The organism is Mycobacterium sp. P2_H7 (assembly GCF_056403275.1).
Genome location: NZ_JBFUFU010000007.1, coordinates 45,637 through 62,152, shown reverse-complemented (window position 1 = coordinate 62,152; position 16,516 = coordinate 45,637). Strand labels below are relative to the sequence as shown.

Annotated in this window: 20 protein-coding genes; 8 read left to right on the top strand and 12 right to left on the bottom strand. The window is 68.8% G+C overall.

The window, feature by feature from the left end; all coding sequences use genetic code 11:
• Window positions 1-32: 32 nt before the first annotated feature.
• The 4 genes from dapF to AC1DY7_RS10260 are packed head-to-tail and all read right to left on the bottom strand — an operon-like array spanning window position 33 to window position 3,362.
• The gene (gene dapF, locus AC1DY7_RS10275; RefSeq protein WP_477493576.1) at window positions 33-899 is read right to left on the bottom strand and encodes a diaminopimelate epimerase; all 867 of its coding nucleotides are present in this window, start codon (window positions 897-899) and stop codon (window positions 33-35) included.
• Complete coding sequence (miaA, locus tag AC1DY7_RS10270; protein WP_477493575.1) at window positions 896-1,795, bottom strand: tRNA (adenosine(37)-N6)-dimethylallyltransferase MiaA; 900 nt, start codon at window positions 1,793-1,795, stop codon at window positions 896-898. The genes dapF and miaA overlap by 4 nt, the downstream gene beginning before the upstream one ends.
• Window positions 1,792-2,472: a class III extradiol ring-cleavage dioxygenase family protein gene (locus AC1DY7_RS10265; RefSeq protein WP_477493574.1), complete on the bottom strand. Its 681-nt coding sequence runs from the start codon at window positions 2,470-2,472 to the stop codon at window positions 1,792-1,794. Before AC1DY7_RS10265 ends, miaA begins: the two co-directional genes overlap by 4 nt.
• A gap of 17 nt (window positions 2,473-2,489) precedes the next feature.
• On the bottom strand, window positions 2,490-3,362 hold the full coding sequence (locus AC1DY7_RS10260) for a DMT family transporter (RefSeq protein ID WP_477493573.1): 873 nt from the start codon (window positions 3,360-3,362) through the stop codon (window positions 2,490-2,492).
• 195 nt (window positions 3,363-3,557) lie between these two features.
• Here AC1DY7_RS10260 and AC1DY7_RS10255 point away from each other — a divergent pair, with 195 nt between their 5' ends.
• Window positions 3,558-4,892, top strand: coding sequence for a DUF349 domain-containing protein (locus AC1DY7_RS10255; protein WP_477493572.1), 1,335 nt, complete (start codon window positions 3,558-3,560; stop codon window positions 4,890-4,892).
• Window positions 4,893-4,902: 10 nt separating this feature from the next.
• Here AC1DY7_RS10255 and AC1DY7_RS10250 read toward each other — a convergent pair whose 3' ends face one another.
• Window positions 4,903-5,484 carry an Rv2732c family membrane protein gene (locus tag AC1DY7_RS10250; protein ID WP_477493571.1) on the bottom strand — a complete coding sequence of 194 codons (582 nt, stop codon included), beginning with the start codon at window positions 5,482-5,484 and terminating at the stop codon, window positions 4,903-4,905.
• The gene (gene miaB / locus AC1DY7_RS10245) at window positions 5,481-7,019 is read right to left on the bottom strand and encodes a tRNA (N6-isopentenyl adenosine(37)-C2)-methylthiotransferase MiaB (RefSeq protein WP_477493570.1); all 1,539 of its coding nucleotides are present in this window, start codon (window positions 7,017-7,019) and stop codon (window positions 5,481-5,483) included. Before miaB ends, AC1DY7_RS10250 begins: the two co-directional genes overlap by 4 nt.
• 81 nt (window positions 7,020-7,100) lie before the next feature.
• On the opposite strand from miaB, the gene AC1DY7_RS10240 reads away from it, so the two are divergent.
• The 4 genes from AC1DY7_RS10240 to AC1DY7_RS10225 are packed head-to-tail and all read left to right on the top strand — an operon-like array spanning window position 7,101 to window position 10,243.
• Window positions 7,101-7,829: an amino acid ABC transporter ATP-binding protein gene (locus AC1DY7_RS10240; RefSeq protein WP_477493803.1), complete on the top strand. Its 729-nt coding sequence runs from the start codon at window positions 7,101-7,103 to the stop codon at window positions 7,827-7,829.
• 17 nt (window positions 7,830-7,846) lie between these two features.
• Complete coding sequence (locus tag AC1DY7_RS10235) at window positions 7,847-8,653, top strand: glutamate ABC transporter substrate-binding protein (RefSeq protein ID WP_477493569.1); 807 nt, start codon at window positions 7,847-7,849, stop codon at window positions 8,651-8,653.
• A gap of 11 nt (window positions 8,654-8,664) precedes the next feature.
• Window positions 8,665-9,345 (top strand): amino acid ABC transporter permease, encoded by a 681-nt coding sequence (locus tag AC1DY7_RS10230; protein WP_477493568.1) that lies wholly within the window; start codon window positions 8,665-8,667, stop codon window positions 9,343-9,345.
• 28 nt (window positions 9,346-9,373) lie between these two features.
• Complete coding sequence (locus tag AC1DY7_RS10225) at window positions 9,374-10,243, top strand: amino acid ABC transporter permease (protein WP_477493567.1); 870 nt, start codon at window positions 9,374-9,376, stop codon at window positions 10,241-10,243.
• On the opposite strand, the gene AC1DY7_RS10220 is transcribed toward AC1DY7_RS10225, so the two are convergent.
• Entirely contained in the window at window positions 10,240-10,821 is a 582-nt protein-coding gene (locus AC1DY7_RS10220; RefSeq protein WP_477493566.1) for a TetR/AcrR family transcriptional regulator, read from the bottom strand. The two genes, AC1DY7_RS10225 and AC1DY7_RS10220, sit on opposite strands and share 4 nt — an antisense overlap.
• 119 nt (window positions 10,822-10,940) lie before the next feature.
• Between AC1DY7_RS10220 and AC1DY7_RS10215 the strand changes: the two genes are divergently transcribed.
• Entirely contained in the window at window positions 10,941-11,696 is a 756-nt protein-coding gene (locus AC1DY7_RS10215) for a 3-oxoacyl-ACP reductase family protein (protein ID WP_477493565.1), read from the top strand.
• A gap of 15 nt (window positions 11,697-11,711) precedes the next feature.
• Here the strand turns inward: AC1DY7_RS10215 and recX are convergent, their stop codons facing one another.
• The 4 genes from recX to AC1DY7_RS10195 form a co-directional block, all read right to left on the bottom strand.
• Window positions 11,712-12,245, bottom strand: coding sequence for a recombination regulator RecX (gene recX / locus AC1DY7_RS10210; RefSeq protein WP_477493564.1), 534 nt, complete (start codon window positions 12,243-12,245; stop codon window positions 11,712-11,714).
• Window positions 12,214-13,260: a recombinase RecA gene (recA, locus tag AC1DY7_RS10205; RefSeq protein ID WP_477493563.1), complete on the bottom strand. Its 1,047-nt coding sequence runs from the start codon at window positions 13,258-13,260 to the stop codon at window positions 12,214-12,216. The genes recX and recA overlap by 32 nt, the downstream gene beginning before the upstream one ends.
• 178 nt (window positions 13,261-13,438) lie before the next feature.
• Window positions 13,439-13,633, bottom strand: coding sequence for a DUF3046 domain-containing protein (locus tag AC1DY7_RS10200; protein WP_477493562.1), 195 nt, complete (start codon window positions 13,631-13,633; stop codon window positions 13,439-13,441).
• Window positions 13,634-13,642: 9 nt separating this feature from the next.
• Complete coding sequence (locus AC1DY7_RS10195; protein ID WP_477493561.1) at window positions 13,643-14,815, bottom strand: glycosyltransferase; 1,173 nt, start codon at window positions 14,813-14,815, stop codon at window positions 13,643-13,645.
• A 41-nt stretch (window positions 14,816-14,856) separates the two neighbouring features.
• Between AC1DY7_RS10195 and AC1DY7_RS10190 the strand changes: the two genes are divergently transcribed.
• Together AC1DY7_RS10190 and AC1DY7_RS10185 are read left to right on the top strand one after the other, a co-directional pair.
• A complete protein-coding gene (locus tag AC1DY7_RS10190; RefSeq protein ID WP_477493560.1) occupies window positions 14,857-15,300 on the top strand; it encodes a limonene-1,2-epoxide hydrolase family protein in 444 nt (147 codons plus the stop codon).
• Complete coding sequence (locus AC1DY7_RS10185; protein WP_477493559.1) at window positions 15,297-15,710, top strand: DUF5313 domain-containing protein; 414 nt, start codon at window positions 15,297-15,299, stop codon at window positions 15,708-15,710. Before AC1DY7_RS10190 ends, AC1DY7_RS10185 begins: the two co-directional genes overlap by 4 nt.
• A 1-nt stretch (window position 15,711) precedes the next feature.
• On the opposite strand, the gene pspM is transcribed toward AC1DY7_RS10185, so the two are convergent.
• Window positions 15,712-16,512 (bottom strand): phage shock envelope stress response protein PspM, encoded by an 801-nt coding sequence (pspM, locus tag AC1DY7_RS10180; RefSeq protein WP_477493558.1) that lies wholly within the window; start codon window positions 16,510-16,512, stop codon window positions 15,712-15,714.
• Window positions 16,513-16,516: the final 4 nt, after the last annotated feature.

Below are 16,516 nucleotides of genomic sequence, written 5' to 3'. Positions count from 1 at the left end.
GTATTTCGGCGGGGCCGACGGTGTGGCGGGGGTCAAACCTGCGCGCCCCACCACGTGTCGGCGAGTTCGCCGTTCGCGACGAGCACGGACGGCCCGCGCAGATAGCTGGTGGCCTCGGTGACGGTGACGGTGACCTCGCCGCCCGGGATACGGACCAGCAAGGAGCCGGTGCTCTCCCCCGCATGCTGTAGGGCGGCAACCACCGCCGCCACGGTTCCCGTTCCGCAGGAACGGGTTTCGCCGACTCCGCGTTCGTGTACACGCATCGAGATGGCGCCGTCGACCGGGGACGTCAGCACCTCGACGTTGACGCCGTCGGGGAACTGCGCGGCGTCGAACGACACCGGTTCGGCGACGTCGAGCACGGCCAGCGCCGCGGCACTCAGTTCGGTGACGCAGGCCAGATGCGGATTGCCGACATCGACGGCCAGCCCGTCGAAACTGCGCCCGGCCACCACCGCGGATCCGGTACCGAGCACGTTCGCCTTGCCCATGTCGACGGTGACCTCGGCGTCGACGCCGTCGCTGTGATGCACCACGACCGGGCGCGGCCCGGCCAGCGAACCCACCACGAACTCATCGCGCTGTTCGAGCCCGGAGGCGCGCAGGTAGTGGGTGAACACCCGCACCCCGTTGCCGCACATCTGGGCGATCGAACCGTCGGCGTTGCGGTAGTCCATGAACCAGTCGCGTGCGTCCACCCCTTCGGGCAGCGCGGGGAAGACGCCGGCGGCCAGTGCGGCCCCGGCGGTGGTGACCCGCAGGATCCCGTCGGCCCCGAGCCCGCGGCGGCGGTCGCACAGCGCGGCCACCGCGCCGGGCGTCAGATCCAGGGCGGCGTCGAGGTCGGGCAGCAGCACGAAATCGTTCTGCGTGCCGTGACCCTTCGAGAACTTCACTTGTCCAGGATACGCAGCGCAGCGGCCGCCAGATCCGTCGCCGAACCGTCGAGCCAGTTCACCCGGTGATCGCGGCGGAACCAGGACCGTTGCCTGCGCACGTAACGACGGGTGCCGATGAAGGTGGGTTCCCGCGCGGCCGATCCGTCGCCACCGGCATCCAGGTCGGCCAGCACCTGCGCATAGCCCAGGGCCCGCGACGCCGTCACTCCGGTGCGCAGCCCCGCTGCTGCCAGCGTGGTGACCTCCGCGACCAGTCCCTCGTCGAACATCGCATCGGTGCGCTGCTGCAGCCGCTCATCCAGAATGCCGGTGTCCCAATCCAATCCGATGATCGTGGTGTCCCAGCGCGGGGTGCCGATCCGGGGCGCCGACGCGGCGAACGGCTGGCCGGTGAGTTCCACGACCTCCAGGGCACGGACGATGCGCCTGCCGTCGCTGTCCAGGATCGACGCGCCGGCCTGCGGATCCACGCGGGTGAGTTCGGCGTGCAGCGCAGCGACCCCCACCTCGGCCAGTCGAGCCTCCCAACGGGCCCGCACCGCCGGATCGGTGGCCGGGAACGACCATTGATCCAGCAACGACTGGATGTAGAGCATCGACCCACCGACGATCAGCGGTACGGCGTCGCGGGCCATGATCGCCTCGATGTCGGCGGCGGCACGTTCCTGGTAGCGCGCGACGGACGCGTTCACGGTGACGTCGATGACGTCGAGCTGGTGATGCGGGATGCCGCGGCGCTGGTCGACGGGCAGCTTGGCCGTCCCGATGTCCATGCCCCGGTACAGCTGCATCGCGTCGGCGTTGACGATCTCGCCGCCGAGGCGTTCGGCCAGGTCCAGTGCCAGGGCGGACTTCCCGGTGCCGGTCGGCCCGATGACCGCGACGGGCCTCATGGTGCCCACACCCCCACGAAATATCCGACCCCGTACGGGGCGCCGCGGTACAGCTCGTGTGCGCGGGCGGGCCGGCCCAGTCCGGCCAGCACCTGGTAGGCCACCCGGCCCACCGCCCCCGGCCCGAGCAGGCTCAGCGCGGCGGTGTCCCCGGCGGCCAGCGCGTCGTCGAGCATCTGCTGGACCGCGGGCGAGTCGGGGTCGTGTCCACCGGGTGCGGACGGGGTCAGGGTGTGTGCACCGTCGGCGACGACGAGCACACCGATCGCGTCGTCGTCAGCGTCGATCGTGTCGCGCAGCGCCCTCCCGGCGGCCACCGCGGTATCGGCGTCCAGGTCATCGGCGTAGACCCGCACCTCGGCGGCCGCGTCGGGCGCCACCTCGGCGCGCACCCACCCGGCGATCAGCGCGCACAGCGGCAGCTCGGCCACCGGGCCGACCGTCCCGGGCGACAGTCGCACCCGCAGATCGACCCCGTACCCGGCGAAGGTGCCCACGGCGCCGGGCCCGATCACGGTGGTGGCGGGGCCCGTCCCCACGACGATCCATCGGGACGGCAGGCCGGCGGCCGCCGTCATGACGGCGGTTCGCGGCACGGCGAGTTCGGCGGCGGCAGCGCCGCCCAGTTCGGGCACCAACGCAGGAGCCGACGGGATCACTGCGATGGCGGCCAACACGGAGAGACACGTTATCCCTAGGTGCGCGCGGGCTCCTGCGCCCAACCCGCCTCGCCACGGGCCAGCGCCCCGGTCGCGACCACCATGACCAGCAGCGCAGCGCACAACGTGATCCAGCCCGCAGCGCCGGGCCGTAGCGTCTCCCCCAACACGACGACACCGAGAATCGACGCCACCATCGGTTCGGCGACCGTCATCGTGGGCAGTGACGCGGTGAGCGTCCCGGCCTGGAAGGCGGCCTGCTGCGCCACCGTGCCTGCGACGCCGACCAGCGCCCACGCGTACAGCTCGGGGGCGCTGAGCACCGCGAACAGACCGTGTTCCAGCCGGCCCACCACGCCCTTGGTCAGCACCGCGAACAAACCCCACATCGCCCCGGACACGCAGGCCAGCAGGATCGCCCCCGCCGCCCCGCCGGCAACCCGCGCGCCGACCACGCACAGCACCACCGCGGGCCCGAGGACCGCACCGACAGCCAGCCACGTCTCGGCCGACGCGCGGGACTGACCCGCCGTCGGATTGCCCACGGTCACGATCACCACCACCGAGATCGCCAGCAGCGCAGCCCACCACCACTCGAACCGCGTCACCCGACGATGGGTCAGGCGCGCGTTGATCGGAAGCGCGAACAGCAGCGAGGTGACCAACAGCGCCTGCACCAGCAGCACCGAACCCAGACCCAGCGCGGCAGCCTGCAACCCGAAGCCGACGCCTGCCACCAGGCTGCCCACCCACCACCGGCGGTCGCGCAGCAGCTGGGCGAACAGCCGCAGGTGACCGACCGATTCGTCGGTCACCCGCTGCGCGGACCGCTGATGGATCACATTGCCCACGGCGATGAAAAACGCGGCGCCGAGCGCCAGTACAGCGGCGATATCGGCTCGGTCCATCGGGTCGACTCCCACCTCTCGTTCGGGCCGAGCGTGCCGTCAAATCGACCGATCCCGCAACCGCGACACGGGCACGCATCGCGAAGGCGTACGCATGTCCGTCGGTGACCTGCTTCAATAGCGAGCGGAAGCTATTGGGCGCCGCGTCGCGCGGCAGTGCGCGGTTCACACCGCGCGGAGGTGTGAGGAACTGTGATGACGACCAACGATTCGAATACCCCCAAGCCGGCGCCACGTCCGGGCCCCCGGCCAGGCCCGCGGCCCGGCCCCCATGCGCACGCCGCCTCCGCGGCAGCGCCTGCCGCGCCCACGACCCCGGCCGTCGATCCGCACCGGTTCGGCCGCGTCGATGCCGACGGCACCGTCGTGCTGATCACGTCGGGCGGCGAGCGGGTGATCGGCTCCTGGCAGGCCGGTGACGCCGAAGCCGCATTCGCCCACTTCGGGCGTCGTTACGACGACCTGCACACCGAGGTCGCGCTGCTCGAGACGCGACTCGCGTCGGGCAGCGGTGACGCCCGCAAGATCAAGACCGCCGCGGCAGGCCTGTTGGACGGGCTGCCCACCGCCGCGGTACTCGGCGACGTGGACGCCGTGCAGGCCCGGCTGACCGCCATCATCGAGCACGCCGGCGACGCCGCGGCCGCCGAGCGCGCGCGCCGCGACGAGCACCGCACCACGCAGACGGCCCGCAAGGAAGCCCTGGCCGTCGAGGCCGAGGAGCTGGCGTCGACGTCCAGCCAGTGGAAGGCCGCCGGCGACCGACTGCGCGAGATCCTCGACGAGTGGCGCACCATCACCGGGCTGGACCGCAAGACCGACGACGCGCTGTGGAAGCGGTACTCGGCCGCGCGGGAAGGCTTCAACCGTCGTCGCGGTTCGCACTTCGCCGAACTCGACCGCGAACGCGTCGGGGTCCGTCAGGCCAAGGAAGCCCTGTGCGAGCGGGCCGAGGGGCTCAGCGATTCGACCGATTGGGCCGCCACCGCCTCGACCTTCCGCGATCTGCTCGCCCAGTGGAAGGCCGCGGGCAGGGCTGCCAAGGATGTCGACGACGCCCTGTGGGCCCGGTTCAAGGCCGCCCAGGACACCTTCTTCGCCGCACGCAACGCCATCAACGCCGAGCGAGACGCGGAGTTCGGGGCGAACGCCACGGCCAAGGAGGCCTTGCTGGTCGAGGCCGAAGCCCTCGACATCAGCGATGCCGACGCCGCCCGGGCGGCATTCCGCACGATCGGCGACAAATGGGACGCCATCGGCAAGGTGCCGCGTGAGCGGTCCACCGACCTGGAACGCCGGTTGCGCGCGGTCGAGAAGAAGGTCCGTGACGCCAGCGCGGTGAATCATGTCGACGCCGAGGCGCAAGCCCGCGCCAACCAGTTCCGCGAGCGCGCCGAGCAGTTCGAGAAGCAGGCCGAGAAGGCCGAAGCGGCCGGCAAGACCAAGGACGCCGAGAAGGCCCGGGCCAGTGCCGCGCAGTGGCACGAGTGGGCCGGAACCGCGGCCGAGGCCGTCCAGAAGAAGCGGTAGCCGCGCGGTCTCAGTCGGGCTTGGCGGCCGGCGGATCGCCACCGAAATCGTCGAGCAGACCCCTACTTTGACGTTGCGCCACCGCGCGCCGGCGTTGTTCCTCGGCGGCCAATTGCACCGCGGTGCGCGACCACACCACCCGCGCCCAGTTGAACGCCAGCAGGATCACCGCGATCCACCCGATGATCAGTCCGATGCCGGGCCCGGGATGTCCGTGTGCCGCCGTCTGGCGTGACCACACGGCCAGCATGCCCGCCGGGCACGCGACCGCGGTGCCGGCCAGCGCGATCCACGCCAGCACCCAGCGCCGGGTGAGCAGCGCCAGGATCGAGAATCCGACGCCGAACACGAGTGCCAGCCAGACGAACACCCGCGAGGGCAACGCCACGCCGTCATTGATGGCGGTCTGATCGCCGGCCAGCACATCGAGCCCGCGGGTGGCCCCCATGTGCGGCAGCACGAACGACAGCGCCACCACGAACACGAGGACGGCGACGACGACCGCCCGGACGCCGGGATCGATCTCGGCGGCGACACGGCGTTCGGCCGCCTCGATATCGTCCTTGTACGCCTCGAATTCCTTGTCACTCATAGCGAGCAGCCAGACGCCGCAGGGACCGCCGGCGGTACCCCGATGCTCGGCATGCCCAAGCCGACGCCGGTGACCGGACGCTGTCCCGCCGCATGCGCGTCGCCGGCGCGGGTCCGGCGGTGACTCAGGACGGTACCGTCGGCCACCAGGTGATGGGGCGCGGCCCGGGTGATCACGGTGGTGACGACGTCACCCGGCCGGATCTCGGCCGCGCCGGGCGCGAAGTGCACCAGCCGCCCGTCGCGGGAGCGGCCTGACATGCGTGCGGTGGCGGCGTCCTTGCGCCCCTCACCGGCGGCCACCAGCAGCTCGACCGTGGTACCGATCTGCGCCGTGTTCTCCCGCCAGGAGATCTCTTCCTGCAGTTCGATCAGACGCTGATAGCGCTCCGTGACAACGGCTTTGGGCAACTGGTCGGGCAGCTCGGCGGCCGGGGTACCGGGCCGCTTGGAGTACTGGAAGGTGTAGGCCGAGGCGAACCGCGCCTGGCGTACCACCTCTAGGGTGGCCGCAAAGTCCTCTTCGGTCTCACCCGGGAATCCGACGATGATGTCGGTGGTGATGGCGGCGTGCGGGATCGCGGCCCGGACCCGGTCGATGATCCCGAGGTAGCGCTCGGCCCGGTAGGACCGGCGCATCGCCTTGAGCACCCGGTCGGAGCCTGACTGCAGCGGCATGTGCAGGGTCGGGCAGACGTTCGGGGTGGCCGCCATGGCCTCGATGACGTCGTCGGTGAATTCGGCCGGGTGCGGCGAGGTGAAGCGCACCCGCTCCAGGCCGTCGATACGTCCGCACGCACGCAACAGGTCCGCGAAGGAGCCGCGGTCGCGCGGGACATCCGGGTCGGCGAACGACACGCCGTAGGCATTGACGTTCTGGCCCAGCAGGGTGATCTCCAGCACGCCCTGGTCCACCAATGTCTGCACCTCGGCCAGGATGTCGCCGGGCCTGCGGTCGACCTCTTTGCCACGCAACGCCGGGACGATGCAGAACGTGCAGGTGTTGTTGCAGCCCACCGAAATGGAAACCCATGCCGCATAAGCCGACTCACGAGAAGCCGGCAGCGCGGACGGGAATTCCTGCAGGGTTTCGGCGATCTCGACCTGCGCCGCACGCTGGTGGCGGGCGCGCTCCAGCAGAACCGGCAGGGATCCGATGTTGTGGGTGCCGAACACGACGTCGACCCATGGGGCCTTCGTGAGCACCGCGTCGCGGTCCTTCTGCGCCAGGCAGCCGCCGACGGCGATCTGCATGTCGGGGTCGGCGATGCGCCGGGGCGCGAGGTGGCTGAGGTTGCCGTAGAGCTTGTTGTCGGCGTTCTCGCGCACCGCGCACGTGTTGAACACGACGATGTCGGCGTCGGTGCCCTCGGCGGCGCGCTGATAGCCCGCGGCGTCGAGCAGGCCGGCCAGCCGCTCGGAGTCGTGCACGTTCATCTGACAGCCGTACGTGCGCACCTGGTAGGTGCGTGGGGTCGAATCGGCGCCTGCGGGCGCCTTGCCCTCGCGCGCCACCATGGAAGTCACGACAATCATGTTACGGGGGTGTCGATACGCCCCAAGCTGAGCATTCCCTGGGTAGGGTCACAACTCATGACCACCGCGACCTCGGTCCCGATGATCTCGATACAGGGGGTCGACAAGCATTTCGGCTCCCTGCATGTCCTGAAGGACATCAACCTCGATGTGCCCCGTGGCCAGGTGGTTGTGATCCTCGGACCGTCGGGTTCTGGCAAGTCGACACTGTGCCGCACCGTCAACCGTCTGGAGCCCGTCGATTCGGGCACCATCTCGATCGACGGAGTGGTGCTGCCCGACGAGGGGCGCAAGCTCGCGCAGCTGCGCTCCGACGTCGGCATGGTGTTCCAGTCGTTCAACCTGTTCGCGCACAAGACGATTCTGGAGAACGTCGCCCTGGCGCCGATCAAGGTGCGCAAGACAGGCAAGGAGAAGGCCCGCACCGAGGCGAAGGCGCTGCTGGAGCGGGTCGGGATAGCCAACCAGGCCGACAAGTACCCGGCCCAGCTCTCGGGCGGGCAGCAGCAGCGGGTGGCCATCGCCCGGTCGCTGGCGATGCATCCCAAGGTGATGCTGTTCGACGAGCCCACCAGCGCCCTGGATCCGGAGATGATCAAAGAGGTGCTGGCGGTGATGAGCGACCTCGCCACCGAGGGTATGACGATGCTGGTGGTCACCCATGAGATGGGCTTCGCCAGGCGGGCGTCCCAGCGGGTGATCTTCATGGCCGACGGCGCGGTGGTCGAAGACGCCGAACCCGAGCAGTTCTTCACCAACCCGCAGTCCAACCGCGCCAAAGACTTTCTCGGCAAGATCCTGAACCACTGATGAACAAAGGAGCGCTCATGACGTCGCGATTCCGGATGGCCGCCGCTGTGCTGGTCGCCGCCGCCCTGCCGTTGTCCCTGGCCGCGTGCGGAGGTGGCGACGACAGCAAGAAGGTGACCGTCGGCGTCAAGATCGACCAGCCCGGGCTCGGGGTGAAGAACCCGGACGGCACCTTCAGCGGTTTCGACGTGGATGTCGCCACCTATGTCGCCGGTCAGCTCGGGTACAAGCCGGAGGACATCGAGTTCAAGGAGTCCCCGTCGGGGCAGCGCGAGAACCTGATCCAGAACGGTCAGGTGGACTACATCGTGGCCACCTACTCGATCACCGACGCGCGCAAGGAGAAGGTCGACTTCGCCGGGCCGTACCTGATCACCGGGCAGAGCCTGCTGGTCAAGGCCGACAACTCCGACATCACCGGCCCGGAGTCGCTGCAGAACAACAAGAAGCTGTGCTCGGTCAGCGGCTCCACGCCCGCCCAGCGCATCAAGGACAAGTACCCGGGTGTGCAGCTGCAGCAGTACGACACCTATTCGGCGTGTGTCGAGGCGCTCAAGACCGGCGCGATCGACGCGGTGACCACCGATGAGGTGATCCTGGCCGGTTACGCCGCGCAGAGCCCCGGCGCGTTCAAGATCGTCGGCAAGCCGTTCTCCGAGGAGCGCTACGGCATCGGCCTGAAGAAGGGCGACACCGAACTGCGCACCAAGATCAACGACGCCATCACCAAGATGGAAGCCGACGGCGCCTGGAAGGCTGCGTTCGACAAGAACCTCGGGCCGGCCGGTATCCCCACGCCGACACCGCCGACCGTCGACAAGTAGGCGGGCAGCCGATGCTGCATTTCGGCGGACGCGACTACAACCTGCTCGGCGCGTTCTTGACCACCATCGAGCTGACGGTCTACGCCGCGGTCGGCGCCCTGGTCCTGGGCACCGTGCTCGCCGCCATGCGGCTCTCGCCGGTTCCGGTGATGCGGGCGCTGGGCACCACGTACGTCAACGTGGTGCGCAACACCCCGTTGACGCTGATCCTGGTGTTCTGCTCATTGGGCCTGGCGAACACCCTGCACATCACGCTGACCGATCCGACGTCACCGACGTCCATCATCGACAGCAACTTCCGGCTGGCGGTGCTCGGCCTGACGGTCTACACGGCGGCTTTCGTGTGTGAGGCGATCCGCTCCGGGGTGAACACCGTGCCGGTCGGGCAGGCCGAGGCGGCCCGCTCGTTGGGGCTGACGTTCGGCCAGAACCTGCGGATCATCTTGTTACCGCAGGCTTTTCGTGCGGTGATCATCCCGCTGGGCTCGGTGCTGATCGCGCTGACCAAGAACACCACCATCGCCTCGGCGATCGGGGTGGCCGAGGCCGCCCTGCTGATGAAGGAGATGATCGAGAACTCCTCGGCCCTGCTGGTGGTCGGCGGGATCTTCGCGGCCGGGTTCGTGATCCTGACCCTGCCGATGGGGCTGTTGTTCGGGTGGCTTGGCAAGCGTTGGGCGGTTTTGCGATGAGCGCTTGCGCAAAGAGAAGAGTGCACAGATGACTCAGGCATCCGTTCTCTACGACGCACCGGGGCCGCGCGCGCGGGCCCGCAATCGGATCACCGCTGTCGTGGCGGTGCTGTTGTTCGCCGCGATCATCGGCTGGGTGCTGTGGAAGTTCGCCGCGGCGGGTCAGTTCACCGCGGCGAAGTGGGAGCCGTTTTTCACCGGCAACCTCTGGAAGACCTACCTGGTGGAAGGTATCCAGGGCACCTTGACCGCCGCTGCCATCTCGATCGTGCTGGCGCTGGCACTCGGGTGTGTGCTCGGGATCGGCCGGTTGGCCCCGGCAGCGTGGGCGCGGTGGCTGTGCGCGACGTTCGTGGAGTTCTTCCGCGCGGTACCGGTGCTGATCATGATGCTGTTCTCGTATTCGTTGTACGCGATGTACGACGTCTTCCCCTCCGAGTACCTGGCGCTGGCCGGCGTGGTCACGGGGCTGACGCTGTACAACGGCGCCGTCATCGCCGAGATCGTGCGCACCGGTGTGCACGCCCTGCCGCGGGGTCAGGCCGAAGCCTCCTCGGCGCTCGGTCTGACCTGGTTGCAGACGATGCGGTCCATCCTGCTGCCCCAGGCCATCACGTCGATGCTGCCGGTGCTGGTGTCTCAGATGGTGGTGGTGCTCAAGGACACCGCCATCGGCTACCAGATCACCTTCATCGAAATGGTGCGGCAGGGCCAGACGATCGGATCGTCCTACGGCAACTACATCCCCGCGCTCATGGTGGTCGCTGCGCTGATGATCGGATTGAACTTCGCGCTCTCGTCCTTCGCGACGCGACTGGAAGCCCGGTTGCGCCGATCCAAGAAGGGCCCCGATCCCGTGGCGGCCCGCACCGTCGTCCAGGATGGTCCGGGCATCTAGGGCCACGCTCGCAGCGCACGGTCGGCGATGGCGTGCAAGTCTTCGCACGTGGTACCGCCGGCGGCCTGCACTGCGATGCCCTGACACACCGAGGCGACCCAGCGAGCCAGCGCGACGGGATCTTCACCCTGGATCTCCCCGGACGCCTGCGCCTCGCGGAATCGCGCGGCGAGCACGTCGACTCCGGCCACGCGCATCTCGGCCAGATCGGCCTGCAACGAGGTGGCGTCCGTTCCCGTCGCCAACGCACCCTGGACCAGCAGGCAGCCATGCGGTCGGTCGGGTGCGGCCGTGGCGTCCGCGGCACCGTGCACCATCGCGGCAGCCACCTCTCGCGCGGTCGGTTGCGCCAGCGCGGCGGCCGCGTAGCTTCCGGGGCCGGCGACGTACTTCTGCACCGCCTCGCGGAACAACCGTTCCTTGGACCCGAATTGCGCATAGAGGCTGCGGCGGTTGACGCCGGTGGCGTCGGTCAGATCGGTGATGGACACCCCGTCGTAGCCGTGCTGCCAGAACAACCGCATGGCGGTGTTCAGAACGGTCTGCGGATCGTATTCTCGGGGCCGTCCGATGGCCATGCTCACTCCCGTTGTGACACCCGCCACAGTTCGGAATGATCGCGAATTTCGGCGGTTTTAACTGATCGTAGTTAGTAACCGACCGGTTCGAAAGAACCATCCCGAGCATTGGAGAACCCATGACCGCCACCTCGACAGCACCGCTCGCCGGACGGCGTGCCCTGGTCACGGGCGGCTCGCGCGGTATCGGAGCCGAGATCGTGCGCCGACTGGCCACCGACGGGGCCGCCGTGGCGTTCACGTACAACTCCTCGCCGGCGCCCGCCGAAGCCCTGGCCGCCGAACTCACCGCGGCCGGCGCGAAGGTGGTGGCCATCCAGGCCGACAGCGCCGACGCGGCGGCCACCGTGACCGCCGTCGAGGCGACGGTGTCCGAACTGGGCGGCCTCGACATTCTGGTCAACAACGCAGGCGTCGCGTCCGGCGCGATCATCGAGGAGTTCCCGCTCGACGAGTTCGACCGGTTGATGAACATCAACGTCCGTGGTCTGTTCGCCACCACTCAGGCCGCGGTGCCACACCTCGGCAAGGGCGGGCGCATCATCAACATCGGCAGCGTGAACGCCGAACGTGTTCCGGTGCCCGGATTCACGGTGTACGCCTTGTCGAAGGCCGCCGTGGCCGGCTTCACCCGCGGCCTGGCCCAGGAACTGGGCCCGCGCGGTATCACCGTGAACAACGTGCAGCCGGGACCGATCGCCACGGACATGAATCCCGCCGACGGACCGCTCGCCGAACAGATGACTCCGTTCCTCGCGGTGGGCCACTACGGCCACACGCGTGACATCGCCAGTGCCGTCGCCTATTTGGCCTCACCCGAGGCCGGTTACATCACAGGCACCGCGTTGAACGTCGACGGCGGCTTCCTGATCTGACCTCAGCGGGATGGCCTAGACGATGCGACGCTCGCGCTCCTGAGCGAGTTGCGTGCTGACCACGTCGAAGGCCATCCCCTGGTTGTAGCCGCGCCGCGCGAGCATGCCGACCAGTCGCCGAGTCACCTTGACCTCATCCTCCAGCTTGTCTCGGCGTAGTTTGGCCGCGACCAACTGCTCAGCCTGCACCCGCCACTCCCCCGCATCGACGCTGTCGAGCGTCTCGGCGATCACCTCGGCATCCACACCTTTGGTGCGGAGCTCAGAGGCCAAGGCGCGCTTGCCTTTTCCGGAGTTGGTCCGCCGGGAGCGGACCCACTCCTGCGCGAACGCGGTGTCGTCGATCAGGCCGACCTCCGCGAGCCGGTCCAGCACCGTCGCGCTGACGTCATCGGGGAAGCCGCGTTTGGTCAGCTGCCCTTCGAGTTCGGCGCGGGTGCGGGCTCGCACGGTGAGCAGGCGCAGACACACATCCCGCGCCTGCTCCTCGCGCTTAGGCCCCTCGGCCGGCCCGGTCTCAGAAGTCGACCGGGGCGGGGAGAACGTCATCTTCAGCCGTCACCACGGCACCGATGCCGAGCTTTTCCTTGATCTTCTTCTCGACCTCGTTGCCGACATCGGGGTTCTCCAGCAGGAATTTCCGGGCGTTCTCCTTGCCCTGCCCGAGCTGCTCACCCTCGTAGGTGAACCACGAGCCGGACTTACGGATGAAGCCGTGCTCAACACCCATGTCGATGAGCGAGCCCTCCCGGCTGATGCCGTGACCGTAGAGGATGTCGAATTCGGCCTGCTTGAACGGCGGGGACACCTTGTTCTTGACGACCTTCACGCGGGTGCGGTTACCCACGGCGTCGGTGCCGTCCTTGAGCGTCTCGATCCGGCGGACGTCCAGGCGCACGGAGGCGTAGAACTTCAGCGCCTTACCGCCGGTGGTGGTCTCCGGCGAACCGAACATCACCCCGATCTTCTCGCGCAGCTGGTTGATGAAGATCGCGGTGGTACCCGAATTGCTCAGCGCACCAGTCATCTTCCGCAGTGCCTGGCTCATCAGACGAGCCTGCAGGCCGACGTGGCTGTCGCCCATCTCGCCCTCGATCTCCGCGCGCGGCACCAGTGCGGCCACCGAGTCGATGACGAGGATGTCCAGCGCGCCGGAGCGCACCAGCATGTCGGCGATCTCCAGGGCCTGCTCACCGGTGTCCGGCTGGGACACCAGCAGCGCGTCGGTGTCCACGCCGAGCTTCTGGGCGTATTCGGGGTCCAGCGCATGCTCGGCGTCGATGAAGGCGGCGATACCACCGGCGGCCTGGGCGTTGGCGACCGCGTGCAAGGCCACCGTGGTCTTACCCGAGGATTCCGGACCGTAGATCTCGACGACCCGGCCGCGCGGCAGGCCACCGATGCCCAGCGCCACGTCCAGGGCGATCGATCCGGTCGGAATGACCGAAATCGGCTGGCGCACCTCTTCACCGAGGCGCATCACCGAGCCTTTGCCGTAATTCTTCTCGATCTGGGCCATCGCCAGTTCGAGTGCCTTTTCGCGATCAGGAGCCTGGGGCGCCATGGTGATACCTCTCCGGTAGTCGTGCGGTTGACCGGTGTTCCGGTCGGTTGGGCGTGACACTAAGACAAGCCACCGACAAGTCAGCTGGGGTCGAACTTCACCCAGATTAACGAACAGATGTTCGAGTGCAAGCAGGCGCGCCGTGCCGGGGCGAGCGAAGCGACGGGGGAAGTTCCAATCACCACTCGTCGCGAGGCACGTCGAAATCCGCGCAGAGCGCACGCCACACTTCCCGCGGGTCGACACCGGCCTCGATGGCCTGCGCGGCGGTACGCCCACCCCAACCGTTCAGGGCGTGGTCGACGAGCACCGAGGCACCATAGGCAGCACCGAATCGCCCGGTGACGCGATCGTTGAATTCGGTGAGTCGCACGCCACCAACCTACCCAGCCACCGACAGCGCGGCATGGCACACCCGTACCGGATCGGCCACCGTTCCGGCACTCGCCGCAGCCCGCTGCGCGGCGGCGCGATAGGACGGATCCGCGAGCACGTCGGACACCGCCGTCACCAACGCCTCCGCAGTCAACGGCCTGATGAGCGGGCCACTGCCCTGTCGCACAACACGATTGGCGATCTCCCACTGATCCCCGCCGCCGGGCACCGTCACCAGCGGCACACCGTGCATCATGGTCTTGGACACGATGCCGTGCCCGCCGCCGCACACCATGACATCGGCGTGCGCCAGCAGTTCGTCCTGCCGGCCCAGCCCCACCACTGCCCATGGCGGGATCTCCACGGCGGCACCGGCCAACCGGGACACCGCCACCCGCAACCCGTCCGGCAGGCCGCGCCCGGGTCGGAGCGCCGACAGCGCGAGTTCGGTCAGACCGGTGGTGCCGGTGGTCGCCGTGGACGGTGCGACCACGACCAGTGGCCCGTTCCCCGCCGGAGGTGCCAGCACGTCGGCGGTCGGCTCGAAATGCAGCGGTCCGACGACCACGGCCTCGTCCGGCCAGTCCGGTCTGGGCAGCTCGAGGGCCGGGATGGTCGCGATGAGGCGACGCAGCGGGCCCGGATCCGGGCCCGGCAACCCGATCCCGGCGCGGGCTTGCTCGCGCTGCCGGTCTCCGTCTTTGACCGATCGCGCCGTCATCGCCCGCATCAGCCCGTCGCGGGCCCGACCGCGCAACCCGACCCCGGGGGCCAGGCCACTGCCGAGCGGCGGCAGACCCTTGGACGGCAGATACAGCGGATGCGGATTGAGCTCGACCCACGGCAACCCGAGCAGTTCGGCGGCCATCCCACCGCACACCGTGATGACATCGGAGACCACCAGATCCGGTGCCAGGGAACGTAATCCGGGAATGTTGAGTTGGGCCATCCGAGCCGCCCGGTGATGGATCTTCGCACCGGCGTCGCCGTCGTCGTCGCCGTCCTGCGGATCCAGTCCGGCCAACAGCACCGCATCGACGCCGGCGGCCATGGCGGTGGCCAGCCACTGGGCGCCGGTCAGCAGCGTCGGGACGTCGCCGGCGGCGAGGAAGCGCAGGCACAGCGCGATCGCCGGGAACGCATGTCCGGGATCAGGCCCGGCGACCACCGCGACACGCACGCGCCCACCCTGCCATACGCCGAACCATCTACCCTGAGGGCATGACCGAGCAGCAGGTGACCCCTGTGGGCGCCGCCAACATCGCCACCGTCGAGGCATTCCTGAACTCACTGCGCGCACCCGACCTGGATGCCGCCGCCGAGCTCCTGGACGAGAACCTCGTCTACCAGAACGTCGGTTTCCCGACCATTCACGGCAGTAGGCGGGCGATCAAGCTGTTCCGGGCCATGGAGCGGCCCAGCCTCGGCTTCGACGTCAAGATCCACCGTTCGGCAGCCGACGGCGCGTCGGTGCTCAACGAGCGCACCGACGTCCTGGTATTCGGCCCGGTGCGGCTGCAGTTCTGGGTGTGTGGCGTCTTCGAGGTGCACGACGGCCGTATCACCCTGTGGCGCGACTACTTCGATCAGTTCGATTTCGCCAAGGCCATCGTGCGCGGCGTGCTCGGCGCGGTGATCCCCGCGCTGCGCCCCCAGCTGTCATGAGCGAACGCACCACACCCAATCTGTTTCAGCTGATCGGCTACTGCATGAACCGGCGCTTGCCGGATTCGATGCTGGAGTGGGTCAAGAACGACCTCACCGGACCGGGTGCCACCCGGCGGGTGATGCTGCGGGTGCTGATCCCCGCGGTGCTGATCCTCATCCCGTTCTGGTTCATCCCCACCGACATCGTGACGCGGGCCAGCATGACGATCCCGATCCTGATCCCGTTCATCTACTTCTCGCACGCGCTGAACAAGATCTGGCGCAAGCACATGCTGCGGGCCCACGGCCTGGATCCGCACCTGATCGACAAGATCCAGCGCGAGAAGGATGCCGACAAGCACCAGTCCTACATCGAGCGGTTCGGCCCGCGCCCCGATGGCGTCGAGACGGGCACACACGACATCTGAGCTAGGCGCCGCGCAGCTGGCCCAACTCGTGGTAGGCCTGCGCCCAGCCCTGCAGTCGATCGGTCGCGCCGGTGAGCTCGTCGCGGTGCCGCTGGGCCGTCATCGGAGAATTCACCGACGACACCAATTGCGCTGCCGCGGTGACTATTTCACCGTATTGCCGGGCACCGGAGTGCAACTGGGCAGAGAACGCGTTGATGGTCGGCGCCAGGTGCGCCCGCGATTGCGGTGACGACGCGGCGGCCCGCTCCATGGCCGTCACCTCGACCGCTGTCGCGGCCATGGTGGACGCCGTCTGCGCCGCCACCAGGGAGATCTCCCGCAGTTCCTCGGCGGGCAACAACCGCGACCGTCCCAAGACGCCCAGCAGTGACAACAGTCCGCGTTCCGAGGTCGCCAGCGCCGCCATGGGCGCGCGGGCCGCCGACCCGCGCGGCGGCAACCGGCGGGGCCCGCCGGTTTCGGGCAGCGGCTCGCGCCGCAGCCAGCGGTAGCGCAGGAACAGCAGGGTGGTCGGGAACGCGGCGGCGGCCGCGATGGACCCGGTCACGATGAGTGCCCATACCGGCGTGCTCCACGACGCCAGAACGCCCGTCAGCACCACCCAGAACCCGGTGGTGACGGCGAAGAACCAGCCCAGACGCCGGGCCCACCGCCGTTTACGCAGCAGCTTCGCCCGCGGGTCGGCGGCGGCCGCCAATTTCTGGGCGAGCACGTCGGAGAACTCCGCCGCGGTGTCGACACCGCGTTGAATCAGCCCGGAAACAGCTTCCCGGCGCCCCGACTGTGCACTCCCTGCCATATCG